This is a genomic window from Pseudoalteromonas sp. FUC4 (genome assembly GCF_008370255.1).
In the GTDB taxonomy this organism is placed as follows: domain Bacteria; phylum Pseudomonadota; class Gammaproteobacteria; order Enterobacterales; family Alteromonadaceae; genus Pseudoalteromonas.
The window spans coordinates 634482-657518 of record NZ_SEUI01000001.1 but is presented as its reverse complement, the minus strand read 5'-3'; the positions used below and the strand labels follow the sequence as shown (position 1 = coordinate 657518).

Genomic DNA, 23037 nt, shown 5'->3' with positions numbered 1-23037 from the left:
AATACATTTAGTTAACAAAAAAACTCATATGCCAAGATTTATGAGCATTGCCTTTAATTAACCCTTCCTCTTCACTCGCCATGGCTTTATGTAAAGAATCGCTATTGCCTATGCAAGGTTCTATCCCAAGTACAAAAGGGGGTAGCTGCTCATTGGCAGACCAACCGTTGTAATTAAACCAAAGCCCTAAGTGACTTATGTTTGTTGATGAAAATTCAAACCCGCAGCTTTGCTGAGCTTTATCATCAACCAGTTTTACAATTATATTTTGATCTTTATGAGTGCCCGTATTTAAGTGTTTGCTAAAAACCTTACTTGCAAAACTACTGTTATAGGGCATAACTTTATTTAGCGGAGGGACTTTAGTTGATAACTCACTCCAGTTAATAAAGGCGCTATTAACGTTATAAAAACAACTAAGCCCTTCATCAACTTTAAACTCCATATGTTTATTATTTATTAAAATACGCATCTCTGGTTTTATGGCAAAAATAGGATGCGCTGACCAAACAAAAGGGAGATTGTGAGTTGTGTTATTTTTTACGTGGTAATCAACAAGCAGCCGCTTACTGTGTTTTTTTAAGGTAAACGTTCTTATAAATGTAAAAGTAGAGTCAAAAACCTCAGCTTGTAAGCTAAGTATTATTTCTTCATCGCTAATGTGGGTATTAGTTATTTGCCATGCTTGGCACCACAACTCACCATGATCATGTGAAAAATTCGTTTTATTGGGGATATGTTCGTACAGCTGAGGAGAAATACCCGGAAAACATTCATCCCAACCACCGCTATCATGCTCAGAGAAATCATTGTTTTTTGCAGGTTTTAAAGTGATTTGTTTATCATGAGCAAGCCACTCTCTATTGTGTTTTAAGCTTACAATAGAGATGACTTTTGCACCCAACTGAGGAATGACTGTAATAGCAAGCTCACTATTTTTTAGCAAAATAGCCTCAAAACCATGAGCCTTACAGTGTGTTAAGTTAAGCATTTTAATCGTGATAAATTACAGAACGGCCACCATCAATGATTAAGCTTTGCCCTGTCATAAAACTCGAATCTGAACTAGCTAAAAACACGGCTGGGTAAGCAATTTCTTCAGTTGTTCCATTTCGTTTTAGAGGATGTACATCGCCCATTGCTTTACGTGAAGCTTGCGGATCGTCTGTTTGCTCCCACGACTTAAACGCCATAGGTGTTTCTATCATGCCTGGGCACAATGCGTTTACTCGTATGTTGTGCTTTGCGTATTCAACGGCTAAGTTTTTAGTTAACCCTATAACCGCATGCTTAGTTACCGCATACGGAAAATACCCTGGTACAATTTTATAAGAATGCACAGAACCTACATTTATAATGCTACCACGGCCTAACTCTTTCATATGCTCAAGTACGGCTACAGCACACTGCCACATTCCTTCAACATTAACCGCAAAACTATCACGCCACATTTGTGGAGTAACGTCATTTACGTTTCGCCCGGGGCTAATTAAAGCGGCGTTATTAACTAAAATACTGGGCTTACCGAGCTCATTAACTACTTTTTCAACCATGTTTTTTATAGCCGTTTCGTCGCTAATATCGGTATGAGCAAAAATAGCATCAAACTCTTTGCTTTTTAGCTCTGCTACAACACTTTCGCCCATTTCTTTATTTATATCAGCAACACACACTTTAGCGCCTTGCTCACAAAATACGCGTGCTACTGTTTTTCCAATTCCATCGGCTGCGCCAGTGACAATAGCAACTTCGTTTAATAATCGTGATGACATAGTTATATTCCTTATTTATTGAGCTCAGGGACCAAATCGCGTTCAATGGCCTCAATAGACTTGCCCTTAGTTTCGGGAAGTATGAATGCCATAACGATACAGCCTACAACAGCGACGCCTCCGTAATATAAAAACGTATTTGCTGCGCCCATGTTCTCTAATTGCCAAGGGAAAAACTGCTGAATACTCCAGCTAGAAATACTCTGTACTAAGGCGGCAAAGGGTAGCGCAACACTGCGTACTCGGCTTGAAAATATCTCCGAGAATATCACCCACATTATTGGCCCTATCGACATATTAAAAGCGGCTAAAAATGCAAATAATCCAAATAGAACATACGCAGGGCTAATATTTATAGAAGCATTAATAATTGCACCGGTAACAACTGGTAGCTCTTTTTTACTGTAAATAGTGGCTAAATCTGCTTTTAGCGCAACATCAGTGCTGTATATTTTATTTTCGAAAACGTGCAGCTTTGTAATATCTACTTTTTGATCTGCAACTTTGGTTATTGCTTCACTGTTGAGTGAGTAGGTGGCATTTTCAAAGCCATACCAAATTGATACATGCGCAACAGCAATAAGCAGTAAACCGCTAATGGTTAATGTTCTTCTGCCGAGTTTTTCAACAAAGAATATGGCGACCAATGTAAATAATACAGATACTGCACCAAGTACTATTGTTTGTAAAAATGAGTTTTCGACACTCATACCTATTTGTTCAAACACGGTAGGCGCATAAAACAGTACGGCGTTCATGCCGGTTGCGCCCTGCACTACCGCGTAACATACAGCAAGTAATACAACAAAACGCATAGGCTTACTAAACAATACTTTAAGTTGCTCTAGTGCACTGTTTTTTGAATCTTCTTGAATGGTTGCTTTAATATCATTGAGTACTACTTCTGTATCGGCGTTATTAATTCCCATACCTTTGAATACAGCGCGTGCTTTTTCATCACGTTTTTTGCTCATTAACCAGCGCGGCGATTCAGGAATTGTCATTAATAACGAAAACCAAATAATATTAGGCACAATTTCAAAGCCAAGCATATAACGCCAAATATTGGCTTCATTTAACCATTCAATTGAGCCCATGTTTTTAACAAAAAAGTAATTAACAACAAACGCAAATAAGCTGCCCAAGGTTATAAGCAACTGATTAACTGATACAAATTGGCCGCGTTTATTAGCGGGTGCAATTTCACCAATATACATGGCTGAGACGGTTATGGAGGCAAATGCGACCCCTCCTATAAAGCGTCCAACAACCAGCATGGGGTAACTTACCGCAAGAGCAGAAATAACTGTAGAGAGTGAATACGTTAAAGCAATGCCAATAAGTACCTTTTTACGACCAAATTTTTGGCATAAAGTACCTGTAAAAAACAGCGCGATGATTACGCCAACTATGGCGCAACCCACTACATTACCTGTTTGTAAACTGGTTAGCTCAAACTGCGAGCTAACATAGCGTAACGCCCCCGATATATTGGCCGCATCTAGGCCAAATACAAATCCACCAAATGCTGCAATGAGGGAGTACTTAATTGCTTTTGTTGATTGTGTGTGTGTGTCTTTCAATGTATTACCCTTAGTTTTATTTTTATACTTTTACTGTGTTGCTAATGAGTGCTCTACAACATATAAAAGAATAACATTGATAGAATTAGTAAAAACAATATAAACATATGATGTTTGTATGTGCAATGTGTTTTTCCTCTCACATCTAATTAATGTAAGAAGAAAAAACACAAAATTAATATTTAAAGTGAATACGTAAAATTAAAAGCCGTCTATTTTAACACAAGGCTCAAATACGCCTTTTACCGCATTTTTAAATGCAAGCGTAGCGCCGTGAGGCATAGCATCAAATGGGGTATCTTCTAGGCCACATTGTGCTGACGTTACGTAAAGTGTTGTACCGTCATCGCCAAACGCTGGGCAGGTAGGGCGAGGTGTTTGAGTCGCTAAGCTTTGAATTACCTTTGCTTTGGGCGATATGCAATCTACACGTGCGCCATCCCAAAGTGCAATCCACATGTTGCCTTCGCTATCAATTACAGCGCCATCAGGTGATACAGCTGAGCTTGAATAGTCAAAAAACAACACACTCTCCCCTATTGGCGAACCCGTAAGTGAGTCGACGTCAAATCGGTAAATTTTTTGCGTTTTTGAATCTGCGTAATAAGCTCTAGCACGCGACTTATCAAAACAAATACCATTGGGTATGGTTAAATCACTAACAACTTGAGTAAGTACGCCGTTGTGAAAACGATATATTGCCCCTTCGTTTTCGTGAGCATCGCCGTGCATTGTGCTTATCCAAAACCCACCCCACGGATCGGCACGCCCATCGTTACTGCGGTTGTCAGGTTTATCTGCTTCAACGCTGCACAAAAAACTTTGCTTATGCGTGCTGGTATTATAGGTATTTAGGCCTTTGTCACTTGCTAGTAATAAGGTTTCATTGTTTACCCAAGCCAGAGCGGTAACCATATTATTTAAGCGTTGCTCAACTTTATGGTCGCCTTTTTTGCTGTGCAAAATGTGGTTTGGAAAATCAACCCAATAAAGCGTTTGTGTGATCGGATGCCACAAAGGCCCCTCGCCTACAAAATTTAGTGTGCTGTCAAAAACAGTCGCTGTAAGTGTATTCATTTAATTCTCTAAACAAGTTACCAGTTAGTATGAGAACCATCACGCTTTGATAAATGCGGCGCTTCGGTTTCTACAGGGGTTGCCAATCTAAACGCGGCTTCATTCACTTCAACACCTAAACCAGGTACTTCAGGAATAGTAAACTTATTGCCTGTTAACACATGCTGCTTAGGAAAAAGAAGTGGATCATGAGCGCCAAACTCACTAAACGGACCTTGGTGTGTTTCCATTAAACCTAAATTTGGCAGCGCTGCTGCAAAGTGATTTGTGGCTGCTGTACACACAGGGCCAAGCGGGTTATGTGGCATAACATCTATATAATGTGCCTCAGCCCAACCAGCCACTTTCATCGCCTCTGTTAAGCCACCAATATTACACACATCTACACGCAAATACTGAGTAAGCCCCTGCTCTATATAAGGCTTAGCTGCCCATTTAGAACTAAACTCTTCACCAATAGCAAAAGGAATATGCGTTAAAGTACGCAGCGTTTTATACGCATCAGGAGATTCATGACGAATCGGTTCTTCAATAAAATCGAGTGTATCGGGCTTTAAACGTTGGCAAAACGAAGCGGCTTCAGCCACGCTTAATCTGTGATGGTAATCAATACCGAGTGTAATATCAGGCCCAAGTACTTTACGCAGCTCATTTAAGCAGCGAGCTGTGCGCGTTATAGATTCTTGTGGTTCAAAAAACTGTAAATCGTCAAAACGGCTCGGTATCACTCTTATTGTAGTCCAACCAAATGCAATAAGTGCTTTTGCTTCTTTAACTAAATCGTCAAATTTATCCGGATCGGCTTCTGTATAACAACACGCAAAACACTCTATATGCTCGCGTTGTTTGCCCCCTAACAACTGATAAACAGGCACTTGTAGTGACTTACCTAAAATATCATAAAGAGCAATATCAATGGCTGAAATAGCAGCCGTAATTACACGGCCCCCTTCAAAGTAATGGCTGCGGTATAATTCTTGCCAAATACGGCCAATTTTACGTGGATCTTGCCCTTTTAAAAATCCAGCAAAGTGATGTATCGCGCCAATAACTGCTTGCTCTCGATTTGATAAGCCCGATTCGCCCCAGCCAACTATGCCACATTCGGTTACTACTTTTACTAATAGCTGATTACGTTTTCCTACGCAGCCTAAAAGCGCTTCAACAGATTCTATTTTCATTATTATTACCTATGCGTTATTAAGGTTGAGTTGCTGGTAAACGGTATTTATCCATGCGGTCTATATCGTATTTTTCGTATTTTCTTTTTAATAACCAGCGCGGACGCTCTAACGTCAATTCCCATTCAAACAATGATTTAAACATAGTTTTAACACGTTCAGGATTTTTTGCTGCTAAATCTGTTTGTTCACTAATGTCTGTGCTTAGGTCGTATAGCTCTGCTGGGCGGTCTGGGTAACGAATAAGTTTCCAATCGTTATCGCGTATTACAGCTCTGTTTTCTTTTTTCCAGTACATCACTTTATGTGGGCGTGCTGTATTTTTACCTTGAATATAAGGGAGTAAGTCAACGCCATCAATATCATTAACTAACGCTTTACCTTGTGCGGCACTGTAAAAAGTAGGCAGTAAATCTAGTGTGCTTACTGGGTAGTCGTAAGTCGAGCCTGGTTTAATATACTTTGGCCAGCTAATTAAAAATGGTACACGAATGCCCCCTTCTAACTGGTTTGATTTAGTCCCTGCAAGTGGTGCATTATTTGAGGCGTTTTTATCAGATGGGCCACCGTTGTCGTTTGAAAAAACCACAATAGTATTATCATCTAAGCCTAGCTCTTTAAGTTTATCAAGTACATAACCACTGGCTCTGTCTAACCCTAGGGTCATTGCAGCAAGCTCTTTACGTTTGCCCGTTAAGTTTGGAAACTTAGCTAAATCTTTAGGATCTGATTCAAGCGGAGTATGTACTGCGTTAAAAGCTAGATAGATAAAAAAGGGTTCATCTTTGTTTTGTTCAATGTACTTAGCGGCTTCTTTACCTAACTCGTCAGTTAAGTACTCTTTTGGCTCTTCGTAATTACCAAAGTCGCGCTCTAATTTTTTATCAAAAAAATGTTGGTTTCCATTTTTCATTTCTTGTTCTGAATAGTTAAAGTAGCTTCTGTCGCCACCTCTAAACCCTAAAAAGGTATCAAAACCACGCTTTAAAGGATGAAACCTGTCGGCGTCACCTAAATGCCACTTACCAAATACCGCTGTTTTATAACCTTGCTCTTTAAGGTAATCTGCCATCGTTTTTTGATCTAGCGGCAAGCCCATATCTGCACCTTTAAGTGCTGAGTTATCGCTCATAAAACCAGGTACGTTAATTTCTTCGTAACCAAAACGTTGCTGGTACTTACCCGTCATTAAACCTGCGCGTGAAGGGCCACAAGTAGAATCACTTACGTAACCTTGAGTAAAACGAACACCGCTTTGGGCAAGTTTATCTAAATTAGGTGTTTTGAGCTGCGTACTACCTTGAAAGCCAAAATCACCAAAACCTGCATCATCAGCAAAAATTAAAACAATATTAGGTTTTTCTGTTTGTGCTTTTGCCATTGCATTAGTACTAACGCAAAGGCCTAAACATACAGAAAGAAGAACAAGTAGCTTATTCATCACAGTTTCCTATTTAATATAATAGTTAAGCACATAGCTAAAAAATATTAATTACACCATAGCTAACATATTGGTTATATTAGACTATTACGGCTAGTTAATTTAATGGTTGAGTTGTAAATAGTGCGTTTATAAATCACAATATCGCTACACTAAACAAAACATAACAATATTGCAAACATATGATGTATGATATTTTAAAATTAATTTTTCAATTTCTCACTATTACTTAAGCCTAATAACAGTGTCAGTTTAAAGACAAAGGCTATTTACTGTGTGCTTAGCTGCGGCCTGTTATTTAGTTTTAAGCATGCATTGGTGTGCTATTAAAGGTGGATTCTAAAATGATAAATATAATAAAACACTTATTTAGTATTCTTTTTTTATGCAGTTGTTTTTCAGCGATTGCAAACGAGGAATGCCAGTCTTGTCATCAACAACAAACCCTCGATTGGAAGCAGTCAGACCATGCAAACTCAATGGCTTTAGCCAATAAAGATACCGTGCTTGGTGATTTTAATAATATAACCGCGACCCATTTTTCTCAAAAAGCCGTTTTTTATAAAGAAAAAGATGCCTTCTTAATTGATTTGACCGAGCAAGGTACCAAAAAAACGTACACCGTAAGTTATGTATTTGGCTTTGACCCATTGCAGCAGTATTTAATTGAAGTTGAAAAAGGCAAATACCAAGTATTTCCTTTTGCATGGGATAGTCGCGCTAAATCACTAGGCGGAAAGCGTTGGTATGCTAACTACGCTAACGAGGATGTAAAACCCAACGACCGCCTCCATTGGTTGCAACCACTGCAAAACTGGAACGGCATGTGCGCCGATTGCCATTCAGATAATTTAAAGCGTAATTACATTACAGAAAAAGAAAGCTTTGATACGCACTTCTCGAATATAAATGTGGGTTGTAAATCGTGCCACAGTGAGATTACTGACGAACACAAAACTAAAAAAGTGACTAAATCGCCTGAAACAAGCCCCACCAATATGTCGCAGTGGAAAATAATCGGTGATGACACCATTGCCACGTGGCAAGGTGAGCCCCGCGATAACAGCTTTATGCAAGGTTGTTATGCATGTCACTCGCTTAGAAGCCCGCTGACTGATGGCTTTGATAACAGCCAAGCGTTTTTAGACCAATTTAGCCCTTCATTTTTAGAACCTAATTTGTATCACGCCGATGGCCAAATTAAAGAAGAAGTGTATGTGTTTGGCTCTTTTGCACAAAGTAAAATGTACAACGCCGGGGTTAACTGTGTTGACTGCCACGATAAACACACCATGAAAGTTAAAACAAAAACGAATGGGCTGTGCTTACAGTGCCACAGTGCCAGCGAATATAACAAACCAGAGCATCATCGCCATAAAGAACAATCAACCGGGGCGCAATGTGTTAACTGCCATATGCCAACCAACAGATACATGGGCGTTGATGACAGGCGCGACCACAGCTTTAAAATTCCGCGCCCTGACATATCAATAAAATACGATACACCCAATGCGTGTGTGCAATGCCACGACGGCCAAACAAACGAATGGGCAGCAAGCACACTTGAAAAATGGCATGGTAAAGCACCGGCTTTGAGTGCAAGCGAGCACAGTATGCTTGAACTGCGCTCATTAAAAGCGATATCGCAAAATGCACATATGAGCTTAATTAATGACTTTTCGTTAAATGAAATAGACCGTGCCAGTGCAATTGCATATCTAGGCAACTCAGGTGCTGAGCTAAACGATGCCACAGTAAAAAGTTGGGTTAATTCGCCGCTTCCGCTTATTCGTTTAGCTATTGCTAAAGTGGGCTTTTTACTCCCCGAAGCAGAGCGCTTAAAAAGCTACAAGCAACTATTAACCGACAAATTAAAGTCGGTGCGTGTTGCTGCAGCGCAAAACCTAAGCCAAACAACAGCGCAGTTAAACGGGCTTAATCAATCAATTATAGAGCTTGCACACGCCAATACCGTCAATACATGGCGCGGTGAAGGTAACATTAATCAAAGTATGCTCGCGCTTAATAAACAAGACATAAACGGTGCTATAAAGTCGTTACAAAAAGGTATTAGCGTTGACCCTTACTTTGATGCGAGTTATGTCAATTTAGCCGATATTTATTATCGCCTTGGTCAAACAGCGAAAATGCAAAGCACGTTAAACAGTGGTTTAAACGCAGTACCTACGTCTGCGTCGCTGCACTATGCAAACGGTATGGCACTTATCAGAAGCGGTAACAAACCCGCTGCGGTTGATTCGTTTAAACACGCAATGGCACTTGAGAGTAATAACGTGCAATACGCTTATTTATACTTTTTAGCACTAGATAGCATTGGCTCAACAGCGCAAGCCGTGAGTGAATTAAAGCTCAAAATCGGTGCTTATAATAATGCGCAGCAGCTTAAAACCTTAGGAATGAGCTTTGCACAAAAGCTGAAAAATTCTGAGGATTACCACTTTTTTGCTCGTTTAAAATAATTTTTAAAAATTGAATTATTTTTTCAACCTAAATTTGTAATTTAGATTAGAGATTAAAATTCAGTCACTTAACTTAATAATCTTGTGTTACTTAAACAGCAATACAAGGTTACAACCTCAATATTACAAGCAACATTTAATAAACAAGTAATCAACACATTGCACTTACAAACATCATATGTTTAAATTGTTAGAATGAATCGTTCGTGGTTATTTACACTTCTTGATTGCTTATAGCTTTATCGCAATTAAGAGTCGCTGTTTAATTAGCCTGATTCTAAATAACAGATACTGCCGTTGCATTATCTGCACACACAGTAATTATGAAGAAACGGAGTGGTTAAAATGCTTAAACACAGTAAATTGCATACAGCAATATTACTTGCATGTTGTTCTTTATCAGCTTTCACACACACTGCATATGCACAAGAAGAAACAACCGCAAAACAAGCTAAAAGCAATTCAGACGATTTTGAAGTTATTTTAGTGAGCGCACAAAAACGCGATCAAGCATTAAAAGAAGTTCCCTCTTCAATCGAAGTGCTAAGCGGTGATTTAATTGAAGAAATTGGTATAGATAATGGGTTTGATCTAGTCACCTACTTACCTGGTTTTGGCATTGATGACAGCAGTGAAATACGAACTACAACATTAAAAACACGTGGTATAGGCACTTTTACAAATTCAATTGGCTTACAGTCTTCAAACCTAGTCGTTATAGATGGTGAAGTATTACCTCGCCAATCAATGCTTAACTTACCTATTTCAGATGTACAGCGTGTAGAAGCAATGCGCGGCCCACAAGGCACTTTATTTGGCCAAAACACATCAACAGGCCTATTGCATTATGTAACTAAAAAGCCGCAACTAGATGACCGAGTTTCAGGCACGGTTAGAGCACAAGTTACTGAGTTTGATGGCACTGATTTTAGCGGCACCGTAAATGTACCACTTAACGAAAACTGGGCAGCTCGATTTAACGCACAATACAGTGATATTGATGGTTGGATAAAAAACACCATGCCTGGTGAAGAAGATTACACTATTGGCGCAAAAACAACGAAAGCTGGTCGCGGCCAACTTTTGTACGACAACGGTGAAGAGCTAAACGTACTATTTCGCTTAGAATATTCAGAGACAGACACAAATTGTTGTTCTCTTACTCGTTTAGGAGGAATAAACCCAGATTTTGGCCCTCGTCCAATTGTTAATGTAAAAGATGATGGCACTATTGAAGGCACTACTTATAACCGTGTTAATCCTGAGTCTACTTTTGAAGAAGCCGGCGGCCCGGTTACATCACGTAATGCAGAAGGTAACTTTGGTAGAACAGAAAATTTTGGCTTTTCAATATCGGCTGATTACTACCTAAATGATGAAATTACACTTAGCTATAATGGTAGCTACAGAGATTTTGATTTATATAACAGTTCAGCATTTTTCACTATTAACTTTCCTGTAGAGCGAACCGCTTTTGGTGGTAACGAATCGGTTGATGTTCTTCAACAAGAGTTTCGTATTTCGTCATTTAATAATGAAAAATTTGATTGGGTATTAGGTCTTTTTTACCATGATACCGACGGTCAGCGCTCTGAAATACGTGACGGCTGTATTGCAGGTAACCGTGGCTTTATTGAAGGCGGCGAATTAACAGGGTGTTATTCAAAGCAATCTACCGATGCTTTTTTAGCTAACTATGTAACTACTGGCGATGACGACCGCTCATTACTAACGCCTTCTCGCTTACTAAATAGTGGTGATTTTACAACTGGTTTTGAAAACGTCGCTATTTTTGGACAACTTGAATACCAAATAACTGAGCAATTAGATGCTACTTTTGGTTTTAGATTATTACACGAAAAAAGTGATGCAACCTTTGCTCGTACAGATTTAGCAACACCTTCTACGGGTGTTGGAATGGAAACATTCAATGAAGTATTAGAACTTGCTCAAACAGATCCATCGCTTATTTTACGCCAAGATGCGCCAACCAAATTTGATAACTCAGACACCGCATTTATTTACAAAGCGGTTGTAGGTTATGACTTTACTGATGATATTCGCGGTTATGTGAATTATTCTACCGGCTATAAAGGGGCATCTTACTTTGTAACAACAAATACAGACCCTGCCGATGCAGACAACTTCCCTACCGATCCTGAAAACTCTTCAAACTTTGAAGTAGGTCTGCGTTCAGCGTATTTTGATAACGATTTACTGTTTAACTTTACGTACTTTGATATGAAAGTTGACGATTATCAAGTGCGTGCCAGCCGTGTAATAGATGAAGAAAATAACATTATTTTTGCAGGCTATGTAAACGCAGCACAAGCCCGCTCAACCGGTATTGAAGCCGATGTGGTGGTTAAAATATCAGATAAATTAAAGTGGTCTTTTAACTACGCTTATTTTGATGCACGCTACGAGGACTTTGCTGATACACCTATTAATTGTCCTGCAGATGATGGTGGGTTACTTGCTTCTCGCTGTACAACTGATTCAACAGGCCGTCAGAGCTTTGATCAAACGGGTTTATCTTTCCCTAATAATGCTGAGCAACAATTTTTAAGTACTATTTCATATAATACACAAATTGCTGATACAGGCTGGAATGCTAATACACGTGCGGTTTGGCGTTATAATGGCAGCCATACACAATCAATTAACGAACTTGCCTTTGGCGAATCAGCTAACCCATCGTCAAGCATTTGGGATGGTTACTTAAGCGTAAGCAAAGATAACCTGCAGTTTAGTGTATTCATTAAAAACTTATTTGATAAGTCGTACACTACTCGCCAACGCATAAACTCTGAAGGTTTTGGGGAAGCATTTTATCCTCGTGACTGGAGTCGTTATGTGGGTGCAAGTGTGCAATATAGCTTTTAGTAAATAACGAAAAACTAAATACAAAAAAATAGCGCTTAATAAGCGCTATTTTTTTCTTAACTTTATTACTTACAGCGGCTCTTTTCTTCCAACTAACTCCCCGTTAGCATCATTTATAACCGTATTGCTAATATCTACATGTTCATTATTACTCCAACGAATCGATACATTATTTATCTGTGTACACGTACCTAAACCAACGTGTAGCTTGCTGTTTTCGCTTTGTGAAAAGCCGGCACCTGTTGCACCTACAACTCGTTTATAAATTTGCCCACATGCTTTTATAGTCGCAGTAGCTCCCAATGACGACACACCTGCTTTAGGCGAGTAACCAATATTAGTGACTAAAAAGTTATGCTTCGCGTCTAAAGCTGTGTTGTTGGTGAATAAATGCCAACGGCCGCGCTCATTTGAGTAAATTAAGTCAAGGTCGCCGTCATTGTCGTAATCAAAGGCCTGTGCACTGCCCCCTGTTGCTCCAAGTTCAGTTGAAATAACACCATGATTTTGTATAGCCTCAAAGCCTTTACCTTGCTGATTTAAATACAGTACCTGCTCGTTAGCTTTTGCAGGATTTCCGTAACGTAATACAAATAAATCGCTCCAGCCATCATTATTAAAATCCCCGGCTACAGCACTAGTTGTAGGTTCGCTTAAATTAATATTGAGCTTGGCTGTTGCATCAACAAACTTACCTTGTCGGTTTTCTAATAATACCGCTGGTAATGCTTCAAGCCCTTTTACTTTGGGTGAATTAGTCACTCTTTTAATAACACCAGCGGTCGGCGATTTAGTATCGCCAGCTACTCGCCAAGTATCGTTACCTAAGTAACCTATATATAAACCTTTGTTACTTAGCTTTTTAGGCCAGCCAGCAGCTTGTTCTTTTGCTACCTGTACCGTACGTTCACTACCGCCATGACCTTTAAGTTTTAACGGCTCACCATTTTTACCAATAAACACATTAAAATGAGGATATGCCATTTGCAGGTTTTCTATTTCAAAATTACCTTCGATTTTAAAATCTTCAAATTTAAATGCTTCGTTACGAGTAAAGAAAGCAAAATTTTGAGATTGAGCATCATAAAAGGTGTGTTGTTCAAATTGATGTTTAGCGCGGGTTAAAAATAAATCGAAGTCACCGTCATTATCAAAGTCGATTTCTGTCATGCTGCTTACATGGCTAGTATTACGATTATTCCCTAATACAGCCTTACTTTTATTTTTATAACCTAAATCAGATTTACTCTGCGCTGCAACAATGTCATCTCCGCCGTAAAAAAATAAATCATCGTGCCCGTCATTATCAAAATCACTAACTAAGGCCTTATATCCAAGCCATTTTGCAGTAGGTAAGTAATCGACAAACTTAAACTGATTATGTCCTTCGTTTTTATATATGTGGTTGGCTCCCTTTTTTTGCTTCTTAAGCGGAAAAGCTGAGAGCATTAAATCTAAGGTGCCACTGTTATTGCCATCTATTAATTTAACTGCACGTCCGCGCGTACGTTCAAAATCATTAAACGTTTCTCCACCTTCAACAGTCCGGTCGTGATTTATTTGAAACGATACAGGTAAACGAGGCTTTAAGCCGCCGCCACCGCCTTGAGCTATTATTAAATCCATTCTTCCATCAAGGTCATAGTCAGCAACAGCGACGCCGTGAGTGTCGCCTTTAATAATTATCTGAGGTGCTGAAAAGGTATTGTCTTTGTTATTCCAAAAAATTTTTACTGCGTGGGTGTGCTCAGTAATTAATACATCTTGATAGCCGTCTTTATCAAAGTCTGCAATCAATGCGCTGTCCCATTTACGTCTCGACAAAGGTTCAAAAGGAATAACATTTTTAGTTTCCGTGAACATATTCTCCTTTGTGAAACTATTTTTGTAGGGGTCAACTTTCATATAGCTGCAACCGCCAAGGACAATACTTGTAGCAATAAAAGTTAAGCAAAAAGTTTTATTTACTGGCTTATAATTATTTTTCATTTCTTTAATCCTTAATTAGCTAATTGAGCCGGCTTTTTCTGCCAAACACGGACATACTCAATTTCAAAATCAACCACGCCATCCTCTTTTTTTCCTTCAGGGCTATTACGCTCAAGCTCCTCTTTGCTAGTCGGTACACCATGCCAAGGAAATGTTTCCTGATCGAACCATAAAAATAAAGGCTTAGTGGCTACATAACCTTTATCAACCCCACGATGCTCTTTAGCCCATGCATCTGCTTGTTCTGCGCTAACTTCACTAAATAACTTGCCATCAACATAATACTTAATCCCATCAGCACTCCAATCAATTCCATATACATGAAAGTCATCAGCGACTCTAAATCCTAAATCTTTGCGCTCTGTATAAGTGGGCTTACCCATTACCTCTTTATTCCAATCGCGAATTGACCACCATAGTTCACTGTCTATATGGTCTTTTTTAGGGTCAAGGGAGTCTCCAAACAGTTCAAAAAAATCAACTTCTAGCTTTTCACCCATCGACCAAAATGCACTGCTTATCTGCGCATCAGCGGCTTTACTTTTAATTTCTATATATCCGTACTGAAAAGACTTTCTGCCAATAAAACACGCTGTTGTTATATTTTCGTATTTAAGTGCATCACCAAAAACAGGTTTGTGAATTTTTTCTTCAAAAGGAAAATCGGGCTCCCAACGGGTCTCAAGTTTTAATTTTCCATCTTCTAAGCGATAGTTATTACCCGAAAACTGCGAAGGTGCTCGGCCTTTCCATACTTTTTTATTTGGCTTATCTGGGTGCTTATAAACGGGTTTACCGTTTTCTAGTTTACCCACAATGTACCAACGCTCTTCATCGATGGTACTGCCTTCAAATTCATCACTTACTTGGGTGTTAAGTACCCACTTACCTGTATTTTGCGGATCTGTTAAAGGCAATAAGTTATTTTTAGTTTGGGGAAGCTTTTGCATGTTAGTCGTCGCATCGCTGCTACAACCGCCAATGGTTATTACCGACAATAATGCTGCTGTGAGCGTTAATTTATGTGTTTTTATATTTTTTTGCGTGTTGTTCATGATGTCTCATTATTTTGTATGTAATACCAATTCCAATAAATAGCTGATCTACTTTACTTGCTAAAACAACCCATTTCTTTGTTATAAATTTCGCAAAGGGAACACCATTTACATCAATTTATGCCTAGAACTGAATTATTTTTTCGGCGTAAAATTTAGATCATATACTTAATGGAATTGGTATAAGTTTGTGTGAAAGTTAAAAATTAAAACGTAAATAAATAGATTTTTTAGTGGCTTATAAGCAAACAAAACGACTTTAAACCTATTTAGTTTAAAGCCGTTTTAATTAATATTATGCTATGCGTCTAGTGCTCGCTTAAATATCGGTACGTGTAACGGCGTAATCGTCAATCAAGATTGAATCACCCGTTGGCAGTCCATACACTTCCCAAAGGGTAAACACATCGGTAATTGAGCTCCATGTAGCTGGAATAGCCCAGTCCCGTTGATTAGTTGAATCCTCTACAAACTCGATGTATTGCCACTGCGTAGTAGCTGCGAGTGCTGCGCTAAATAGGCCCGCTTCTGAGTAACGACCTGTAAATCCATTTGCATCCTCAGGTATGCCGTCATAAACCCACGGTACAACCACATGGCGTAACGTAACGGGTTCAACAGGCACTTGATTTAACTTAACCCACACGGCATAACGGTATGTTTTACCAACAGACTCAGCACCACGCCCATAGTTGGCGCTATACCAGTTGCGTTGTTTATTCCAAACTTGCTGAGTTGCAAAAGAGTACGGTGTATTCGCTTCACCTTGAGTAGCAGTACCCGCTGTAATTTCAAGCGATCGACCATTACCCGACACAGAGGTTGCCGATACGCTATAAGTAGCATTGCCTTTATAAGGTGCGCCTTCACCATTGAGGTTAAAGTCGGTGTTAAAACCTGCTTCGTGTTCAGACACACCCGGCTCACACATTTGGTTATTAACGGTATTAACCGTAATACTTTTTTGCGAAATAAGTGATAAAGGTGTACTTGCTGTATCGCCATCAATAAGCTCAACCGTTACCGTATTTGAGCTGTCTATTGTTGTAGGTGCTTTAATGGCAAGTACTTCTCCAAAGCCGCTTTTTGCGGTTAAGCTTTTCGTAAATGAAACTTCATCGTTAAGTGTCCAATCAAAAGTATATTCGCCGCTTAACTCTGCGTTTAGTAAAGCCGGCTGTACTTCTACACCACTGGCCACACAGATTGGAACGTCCTTGTTACCTGAAGAAGCGCCTAACTCGTTTTTATCGTCGTTTGTTATTGCAAGACTAAAAGCACCTGTCACTGTAAGTGTGGCGCTTGCTGAAGCTTCGGGGTTATCAACACTTGTGGCTGTAATAGTCGTTTCACCGGTATTTTTAGCGCTAATAAGGCCATTTTCATCAATGGTTGCAATATCTTCATCTGCAATTGAATAAATAAGTGCGGGGTTACACGCGTAACTTGGTATCGCTGATGCGAATACACTTGCTTGACCACCAGCAGGGATTTCAATCGGCGATACATTTACCTCAGTTACAACATCATCAATCGCATTGACAGTTAATTGTAATGTACGTGTAGGCAGTGCGCCGCCCGCAGCAATAGCTGCACCATTATTGATAGAATATGTAATGTTATAAATAACTTGGCTTGGAAAATCTAAATTTCCATCCGCAATGGGATTACCATCGCCATCTAATGCGCCTCTTATATCGGTTAGGTCGCATTGTCTTAATGCCGCCGAAAACGCATCGGTATTTACAACTAATTTAGTGCTATCACTTGATTGCGTGAAAGGTGAAATTCGGTGCGATGCAATAGTATTAGCACTTGTTTGTGGGGTAGTGAAATTATTATTAACAACAAACTCTAACTCACTCACGTTTATGGTTGCACCTGACTCAGAGGCTGGTTTACCGTCAATTGTTACGCCTTGCAGTAAATCAATTTCTTGAACTCCGGTCTCTTCATTTAATGTGCTCGTGATCACTGCGGTATCGATTACAAGTGCTAAATCAGATTTAAACTGCGGATCATAACCTTCATCCGTTCCACCGCACCCTGTTAATACTGAAAATATAACACCGCTAATTGCTGTTTTTATTAGTAAGTTATGTTTCATCTTACTCTCCAAAATTTGTAAGACAGCACGCCTAATGTGGCCCGCTGCTAATAGTTTCTCAATTAAAAGGTACCGCGAAGACCAACACGGAACTGACGCCCTGTTTTCCAAACTGATGCTGTACGTGAAGTAGTTACACTGCCATCTTCAATTGCATTACCTTCATCAAGCACAACCTCTTGCGAGTTAGCTTCAAACGCATTACGACTAAATGAACTGGTGTAATAAATTCGGTTAGTTTCATCAGTTAAGTTAAGTGCCTGAAAAGTTAAGCTAAAGTTTTTATTAATTTTATAACTTGAGCTAAAGTCCAAACGATGGGTTGCCTCTTGCCATGTAGCGCCGCCAACTAAACCTCGGTTAACTAATTGATCCCCGGTGTAGCGACTCGCTAAACGTAATTGAATCCCTTTTTGTTCCCAATACAGTGTTGTATTTAGGGAATGCTTTGGAGTGAAAGGTTGTGGTAGTGGTTTTAAAAATATATCGGTATTACCTACCTGCTGACGATCAGATTCTGAATCTTGGTAGGTATAGTTCATGTTTAAACCTAAGCCACCCCAATAACTTGGTAAAAAGTCATAGTTTTGGTTGTAACCTAGTTCAACACCTTTAATATCGGCGCCTTTACCATTGGTTACTGTGGTTACGTTTACAACGTCACATTCAATGCGCCATTGGTCAAAAAAGCCCGCAACTTGCCTAAGTGGCATACAATCTTCTTCGCCACCTGGTGCTCTATTCTCATCGTAATCAAGTAATAAATCGGCTGTTTGTAAATCGTATTCGGTCCTAACATCTTTGTAGTGATACGGAACAACAACCGTTTCTTCAAAGTCTTTCATATCTTTGTAAAAGAACGCAGCTGAAAGTAAACCTGAATCGCTAAAGTACCACTCATAAGACAAGTCTAGATTGGTTGATTTAAGGGGTTTTAAATTTGCATTACCTGCTGAGCCATTAGCAGAGTCCCATTGCTGCTCAAAAATTTGTGTACGTGGGTTTAATGAATCAAAACGAGGACGCGTCATTGTTCTACTAACAGCAAAACGTGCAATCATTTCGTCGTTAACTGCATAATTTAAGTTTAAGCTAGGTAAATAAGCGTCATGTCCGCCCTTTTTAGTTACCCATGCAACGCGGTCTTGTACTTCACGTCCGCTACCTTGTGTTCCTGTAAATGAGGTTGTTCTGTCTAAAAATGGCCAAATTTGTCCGTTACTTGCAAAGTGTGCCCATGCATTAGCAGAGGTAGGAACCAGGTTCCCGTTGCTGTCGTAAATTAAAGAAGGCAATGCATTGTTAGCTATAATGTTGCCATTTTCATCTACAAACACTTGCTGATTTACACCCAGTCCGGTGTTGCCATCAGCCCCGGGAATTACAAACTGACCCGTTTGCGGATCAACAGGGAAAGTAGCTGGGTTTGAGCGGTTATACGCATGAGTGATTTGCCATGCCCAACAGTTTTGTAGCTCAGCATCGTTTGCTGGTGTGTAACGATGATCAGGCTGACCCGTGTCAGAGACCCCCATAACAGCTGCCGGGCAGGCATCTAAATTTGTATTTGCTAAACCACGCTCAACTAACAAATTATACGCATCAACCATTTGTGGAAAACGCGTATAGTTAATACCGCCTACGCCTATTGCTGTTGTGTCATCTTTTACATACCTAAGGCCTAAGTTACCTGTTAGCTTGCCATCCATCAGCTCAAAGTTTGCTTTAAAATAAGCGGCTTTTGTTTCGGTTTCAATATTACGACTGCCTGTAATGGTTTCGCGTATACCTACTTCGCCTGCATCTTTACCTGAAACAATCTCAAGCGCTTTTTCGGCATCAAGTAACGGCCAGCCATTAAAAAACTGTGCAGAGCGGTCTGATTGAATATCTTCACCAAAATTATCGTAAGGATAGGCGCTATCAGCCACTATATCGGCTAAGCGAATTGTACCAAGCCCACGTACTTCAAACGCTTGATCAGGGTCTTCTAAATCTATTAAGTCACTGCCATTTGTGGTTGCTCTATTTTGAATAGAGACATCTTTTTTACGATTTGACCACTTAACCCCAAACTCGAGCGATCTAATAAAGTCACCATCAAGCGCATAGTCAAAATCAACAAAAAGCGACTTGTTTGTATCCGCTAATTTATTTTTACGAAGCACTAAACTACCTAAGTGATTGTGCTGCATGTCATACGGATTAAAACGGCTATATACCGCATTAGACGTACCATCAAAGGCATCAAACTCCCCCGGTGTAACACCAGTTGAGTAACTACATTCTCCATTACTGCCACAGTCGTAGCCAACCATTTCGTGGCTGCCATCGGGCATTGATTCAACTATCTGACGACCTGCCGTGCCCCATGTAGCTGTACTAATAGAGATGTAACGGTCTTTTTCATCATCGTCTGGTGTTTCATCTGTCGTTTTAGAAAAACCTGCGCGCACATTCATATTTAATGAATCGGTAACCTGATAATCAATATCGAGTGACGCTACATTAGTATCAATTTCTCTAAGTCCGTAGGAGCGAACAAAGTTACCACCTGTAGAGCGGCTACTTGATTGCTGCAAGGTATTGGTCGATAAATCAACCCCGTTTAGTGCTGTATTGTCGTCACCGGCATAAATTAAAGGTGTTACAGGTCCCATGTTTAAACGCAGCCGTTGACTGTCGGTTAATACATCCTGCTCTGTGTGGGTAATATCAAGCTGAATATCGAGTGACTCTGTTGGTTGGTATTGAAAACCTGTAGACACTGATAAGCGATCTCGTTGGTCATTATTTAATGTAAAATCAATAACCTCACGCGCTAAAACAAATAAATCACCTTCATGTAATATTTGCGTTTCAGGGTCGTAATTATTAAGTGAACTCAGTGGATTTAATAATGCTTCTCCATTTTCACCAAAAAGCTTATTTCCATCAGCATCACGTTGATTGCCAAGTACCCTGATTGCTTTGCCTGTAACGGTGTCATGTGCTGTACGGCCCGTTGCATCATCTAAATCAACAATAGGAATTGCGCCGTTAGACCAATCAGTATTAATACGATCTTGTCGTGTTTTTTGTGTATCTTTAGAGGCGGTTATAATAAAGCCAAAGGTGTCGTCGAAGTATTTATCAGAAAAGCTAAAATTAATGCGTGAGTCATTTTCATCAGAAAACTCGTTGTAGCGCCCTTCAACCGTAAAAGAACGACGTGGTTTGTTTAAATTTAGCGGTTTTACAGTTCTAAGCACAACACTTGCGCCGAGTGAGCCTTCATCGTTATCAGCAGAAGATGTTTTAATTACATCGATAGATGACAATATATCTGACGAAAAAGAGCTTAAATCAACACTATTATCGTTAGTAGCACCCGCACTAGAGCCATCGGTACTTAGTCCGCCTGTAAGTGCTACACCATTCATTGATATTTGATTTAAAGAAGGTCCGGCACCACGAATTGATATACGAGTTCCTTCACCGCCTTCTTCTTGAATGCTCACCCCTGTTACTCTAGATAGTGCATCAGCGATGTTTTGATCTGTTGATTTACCTACATCTTCAGCATGAATTGAGTCACTTACGTTGTCGGAAAAGCGCTTTGCGTTTACCGCTTTTCGTAAGCTACTTTTGATCCCTTGGACTTCAATTATTTCGATATCTTTTTGTAGTTTTATTTTCTCTTTTTCTTCATCTTCTTGTGCGAAAGCAGATGATGAAATAAGCGAAGCAATAATAGCTGCAGAGACTGCTGATAACCTAAAGTTATGCTGCATTGTGTGCTCTCCTGTTTATCGGCATCGTTTTTCTCAATGCCAGTGTGTGATGATGTCGTCTGTTTTTATTGTTAGTTAAGCGTCACAGATAAAATGAATGAACGTCCTGGTATCCTAATTTCGTTTCAGAGCGCTGCTTAACTTGCGATCAAGTTAAACATATGATGTTTGTATTTACAAGTCGTTTACTTTGATTTTTACATTTTTGTTTCTTTTTCAAACGAAGTAATTTAAACCGCTGTTTTTAAACAATTTAAATTCATTAATATTTAAGTAAAAGTAACGTAGATATTTTTATTTTTAATACAAAACAAAAAAAGAGACCCAAAAGCCCCATTAATAAATAAAGAATGTTGTTCAAAATGATTAAAATTGAGTTGTTCAGAAAGAAATTTACGAGGGTTTATAATATTAATTTATGCTCATTAGAGTATTTACAGCTTTCAAAAACTGCCAATCAGCAGTTTTGAAAGCGGTAAACCAAATGTATTGCTCATAAATCTAAAGCTCAAACATACACGGCAATACACACGATTTTAATTTAAGAACCTAATTTAAGCGCTTAACTTAAATTAAAACCTTACTTATTGTGTAACTTAATTTCACTTACCGTATAAGGTTTGCCATGCCCAGTATTGGTAATGCCTGGACCTGTAAGCAAGTCAAAATTCGATATAAGCAAAGAGCCTTTATAATAAATAATATCGGCGGGTTGGTCTAATTCACCATTTTCTGAATTGTTATCGGGGTACGATGCAATAACGGTTACATTTTGGTTTGTATCAATTTTTATAACTTGATTAGTTAAAAAACCTGCAGCGTATAAATTGCCTTGAGGGTCTATAGTTAAGCCATCAGGTCCACTTCCTTTTGGAAGTGTTGCATAGGTACTTTGGCTAAGCAGGTTGTTGTTTGTATCAAACGTTAATTTATAAATTAAGTCGTCACCTAGGTTAGTTACAAACAAGTTACCCTGTGAGTCGAACACTAAGCCATCAAGTCCAAATTTACGTTGCTTATTAATTGTTTTAGCCAAAAACAATAAATGCGGATCATCTGTACTGTTAGTCACTAATATATTGGTATCTGTGGCCTTAAAACGATATATCCCACTGAGAGTCTCGGTCTTATTTTTACTTGGCACACGCAGTTGAGTTACGTAAATATAGCCATTTTGATAGCGCACACCATTTGGCGAACTCATACCTTTGGCAACGACTTGAGTGTTAATAACTGCATTATTTTTTAAGGTAAGTTTAAGTAATCGGGCTTTGCCAGCACCTTGGTTATCGGCTACAAATAACGCACCATCAGGAGCATAGGCAAGGCCCATAGGACGACCCTTCCCTTTATTATTTGGCCCCGACAACTGGGCTATTTTAGTAAACGTTTTGTCATTATTAATATTAACCAGCACACCCGCTTGTAGCCCTTTATTGGCATAGTTAACACACGATAAAGTAAGCTCTCCTGTAGGAGAGGCAGCAAAAGCGTCTGGGGTTGGGCAATAGTCAGGGAGTAATGCAAATAAACTCGCACTCTCAAGCAGTGTATTAGACGTTTTAACAGACGCTAAAGATGCACTTACTCCCCCTTTATTTATGCTTTGATTATTGCTTTGAGCCGTGTGGGTACTACAGCCAAACACAGTAAATAAGCACACTAAACCCGCTAATTTATTTTTATTCATTAT

Annotated in this window: 13 protein-coding genes; 2 read left to right on the top strand and 11 right to left on the bottom strand. The window is 39.4% G+C overall.

The annotated features are described in order from the left end of the window. Positions 1-7: 7 nt before the first annotated feature. The 6 genes from EU510_RS02940 to EU510_RS02915 form a co-directional block, all read right to left on the bottom strand. Complete coding sequence (locus EU510_RS02940; RefSeq protein ID WP_149592191.1) at positions 8-991, bottom strand: hypothetical protein; 984 nt, start codon at positions 989-991, stop codon at positions 8-10. A gap of 1 nt (position 992) precedes the next feature. Then, positions 993-1772 carry a glucose 1-dehydrogenase gene (locus EU510_RS02935; RefSeq protein ID WP_149592190.1) on the bottom strand — a complete coding sequence of 260 codons (780 nt, stop codon included), beginning with the start codon at positions 1770-1772 and terminating at the stop codon, positions 993-995. Between the two features lie 11 nt (positions 1773-1783). After that, entirely contained in the window at positions 1784-3355 is a 1572-nt protein-coding gene (locus EU510_RS02930) for a sugar porter family MFS transporter (protein ID WP_149592189.1), read from the bottom strand. A 201-nt stretch (positions 3356-3556) separates the two neighbouring features. After that, positions 3557-4432 carry an SMP-30/gluconolactonase/LRE family protein gene (locus tag EU510_RS02925; RefSeq protein WP_149592188.1) on the bottom strand — a complete coding sequence of 292 codons (876 nt, stop codon included), beginning with the start codon at positions 4430-4432 and terminating at the stop codon, positions 3557-3559. A 17-nt stretch (positions 4433-4449) separates the two neighbouring features. Then, a complete protein-coding gene (locus EU510_RS02920; protein WP_149592187.1) occupies positions 4450-5613 on the bottom strand; it encodes a mandelate racemase/muconate lactonizing enzyme family protein in 1164 nt (387 codons plus the stop codon). Positions 5614-5632: 19 nt separating this feature from the next. Beyond that, positions 5633-7054 (bottom strand): sulfatase, encoded by a 1422-nt coding sequence (locus EU510_RS02915; RefSeq protein ID WP_149592186.1) that lies wholly within the window; start codon positions 7052-7054, stop codon positions 5633-5635. Positions 7055-7398: 344 nt separating this feature from the next. Between EU510_RS02915 and EU510_RS02910 the strand changes: the two genes are divergently transcribed. Together EU510_RS02910 and EU510_RS02905 are read left to right on the top strand one after the other, a co-directional pair. Then, a complete protein-coding gene (locus EU510_RS02910) occupies positions 7399-9534 on the top strand; it encodes a multiheme c-type cytochrome (RefSeq protein ID WP_149592185.1) in 2136 nt (711 codons plus the stop codon). Between the two features lie 345 nt (positions 9535-9879). Next, a complete protein-coding gene (locus EU510_RS02905; protein ID WP_149592184.1) occupies positions 9880-12420 on the top strand; it encodes a TonB-dependent receptor in 2541 nt (846 codons plus the stop codon). A gap of 69 nt (positions 12421-12489) precedes the next feature. On the opposite strand, the gene EU510_RS02900 is transcribed toward EU510_RS02905, so the two are convergent. From EU510_RS02900 to EU510_RS02880, 5 genes are all read right to left on the bottom strand, one after another. After that, the gene (locus EU510_RS02900) at positions 12490-14283 is read right to left on the bottom strand and encodes a CRTAC1 family protein (RefSeq protein ID WP_188085392.1); all 1794 of its coding nucleotides are present in this window, start codon (positions 14281-14283) and stop codon (positions 12490-12492) included. A gap of 137 nt (positions 14284-14420) precedes the next feature. Further along, positions 14421-15464 carry a family 16 glycosylhydrolase gene (locus EU510_RS02895; protein ID WP_149592182.1) on the bottom strand — a complete coding sequence of 348 codons (1044 nt, stop codon included), beginning with the start codon at positions 15462-15464 and terminating at the stop codon, positions 14421-14423. Between the two features lie 319 nt (positions 15465-15783). Continuing rightward, positions 15784-17571: an Ig-like domain-containing protein gene (locus EU510_RS02890; RefSeq protein ID WP_149592181.1), complete on the bottom strand. Its 1788-nt coding sequence runs from the start codon at positions 17569-17571 to the stop codon at positions 15784-15786. 62 nt (positions 17572-17633) lie between these two features. Then, a complete protein-coding gene (locus tag EU510_RS02885; protein ID WP_149592180.1) occupies positions 17634-21344 on the bottom strand; it encodes a TonB-dependent receptor in 3711 nt (1236 codons plus the stop codon). A gap of 580 nt (positions 21345-21924) precedes the next feature. Further along, the gene (locus tag EU510_RS02880; RefSeq protein WP_149592179.1) at positions 21925-23034 is read right to left on the bottom strand and encodes an SMP-30/gluconolactonase/LRE family protein; all 1110 of its coding nucleotides are present in this window, start codon (positions 23032-23034) and stop codon (positions 21925-21927) included. Positions 23035-23037 lie beyond the last annotated feature (3 nt).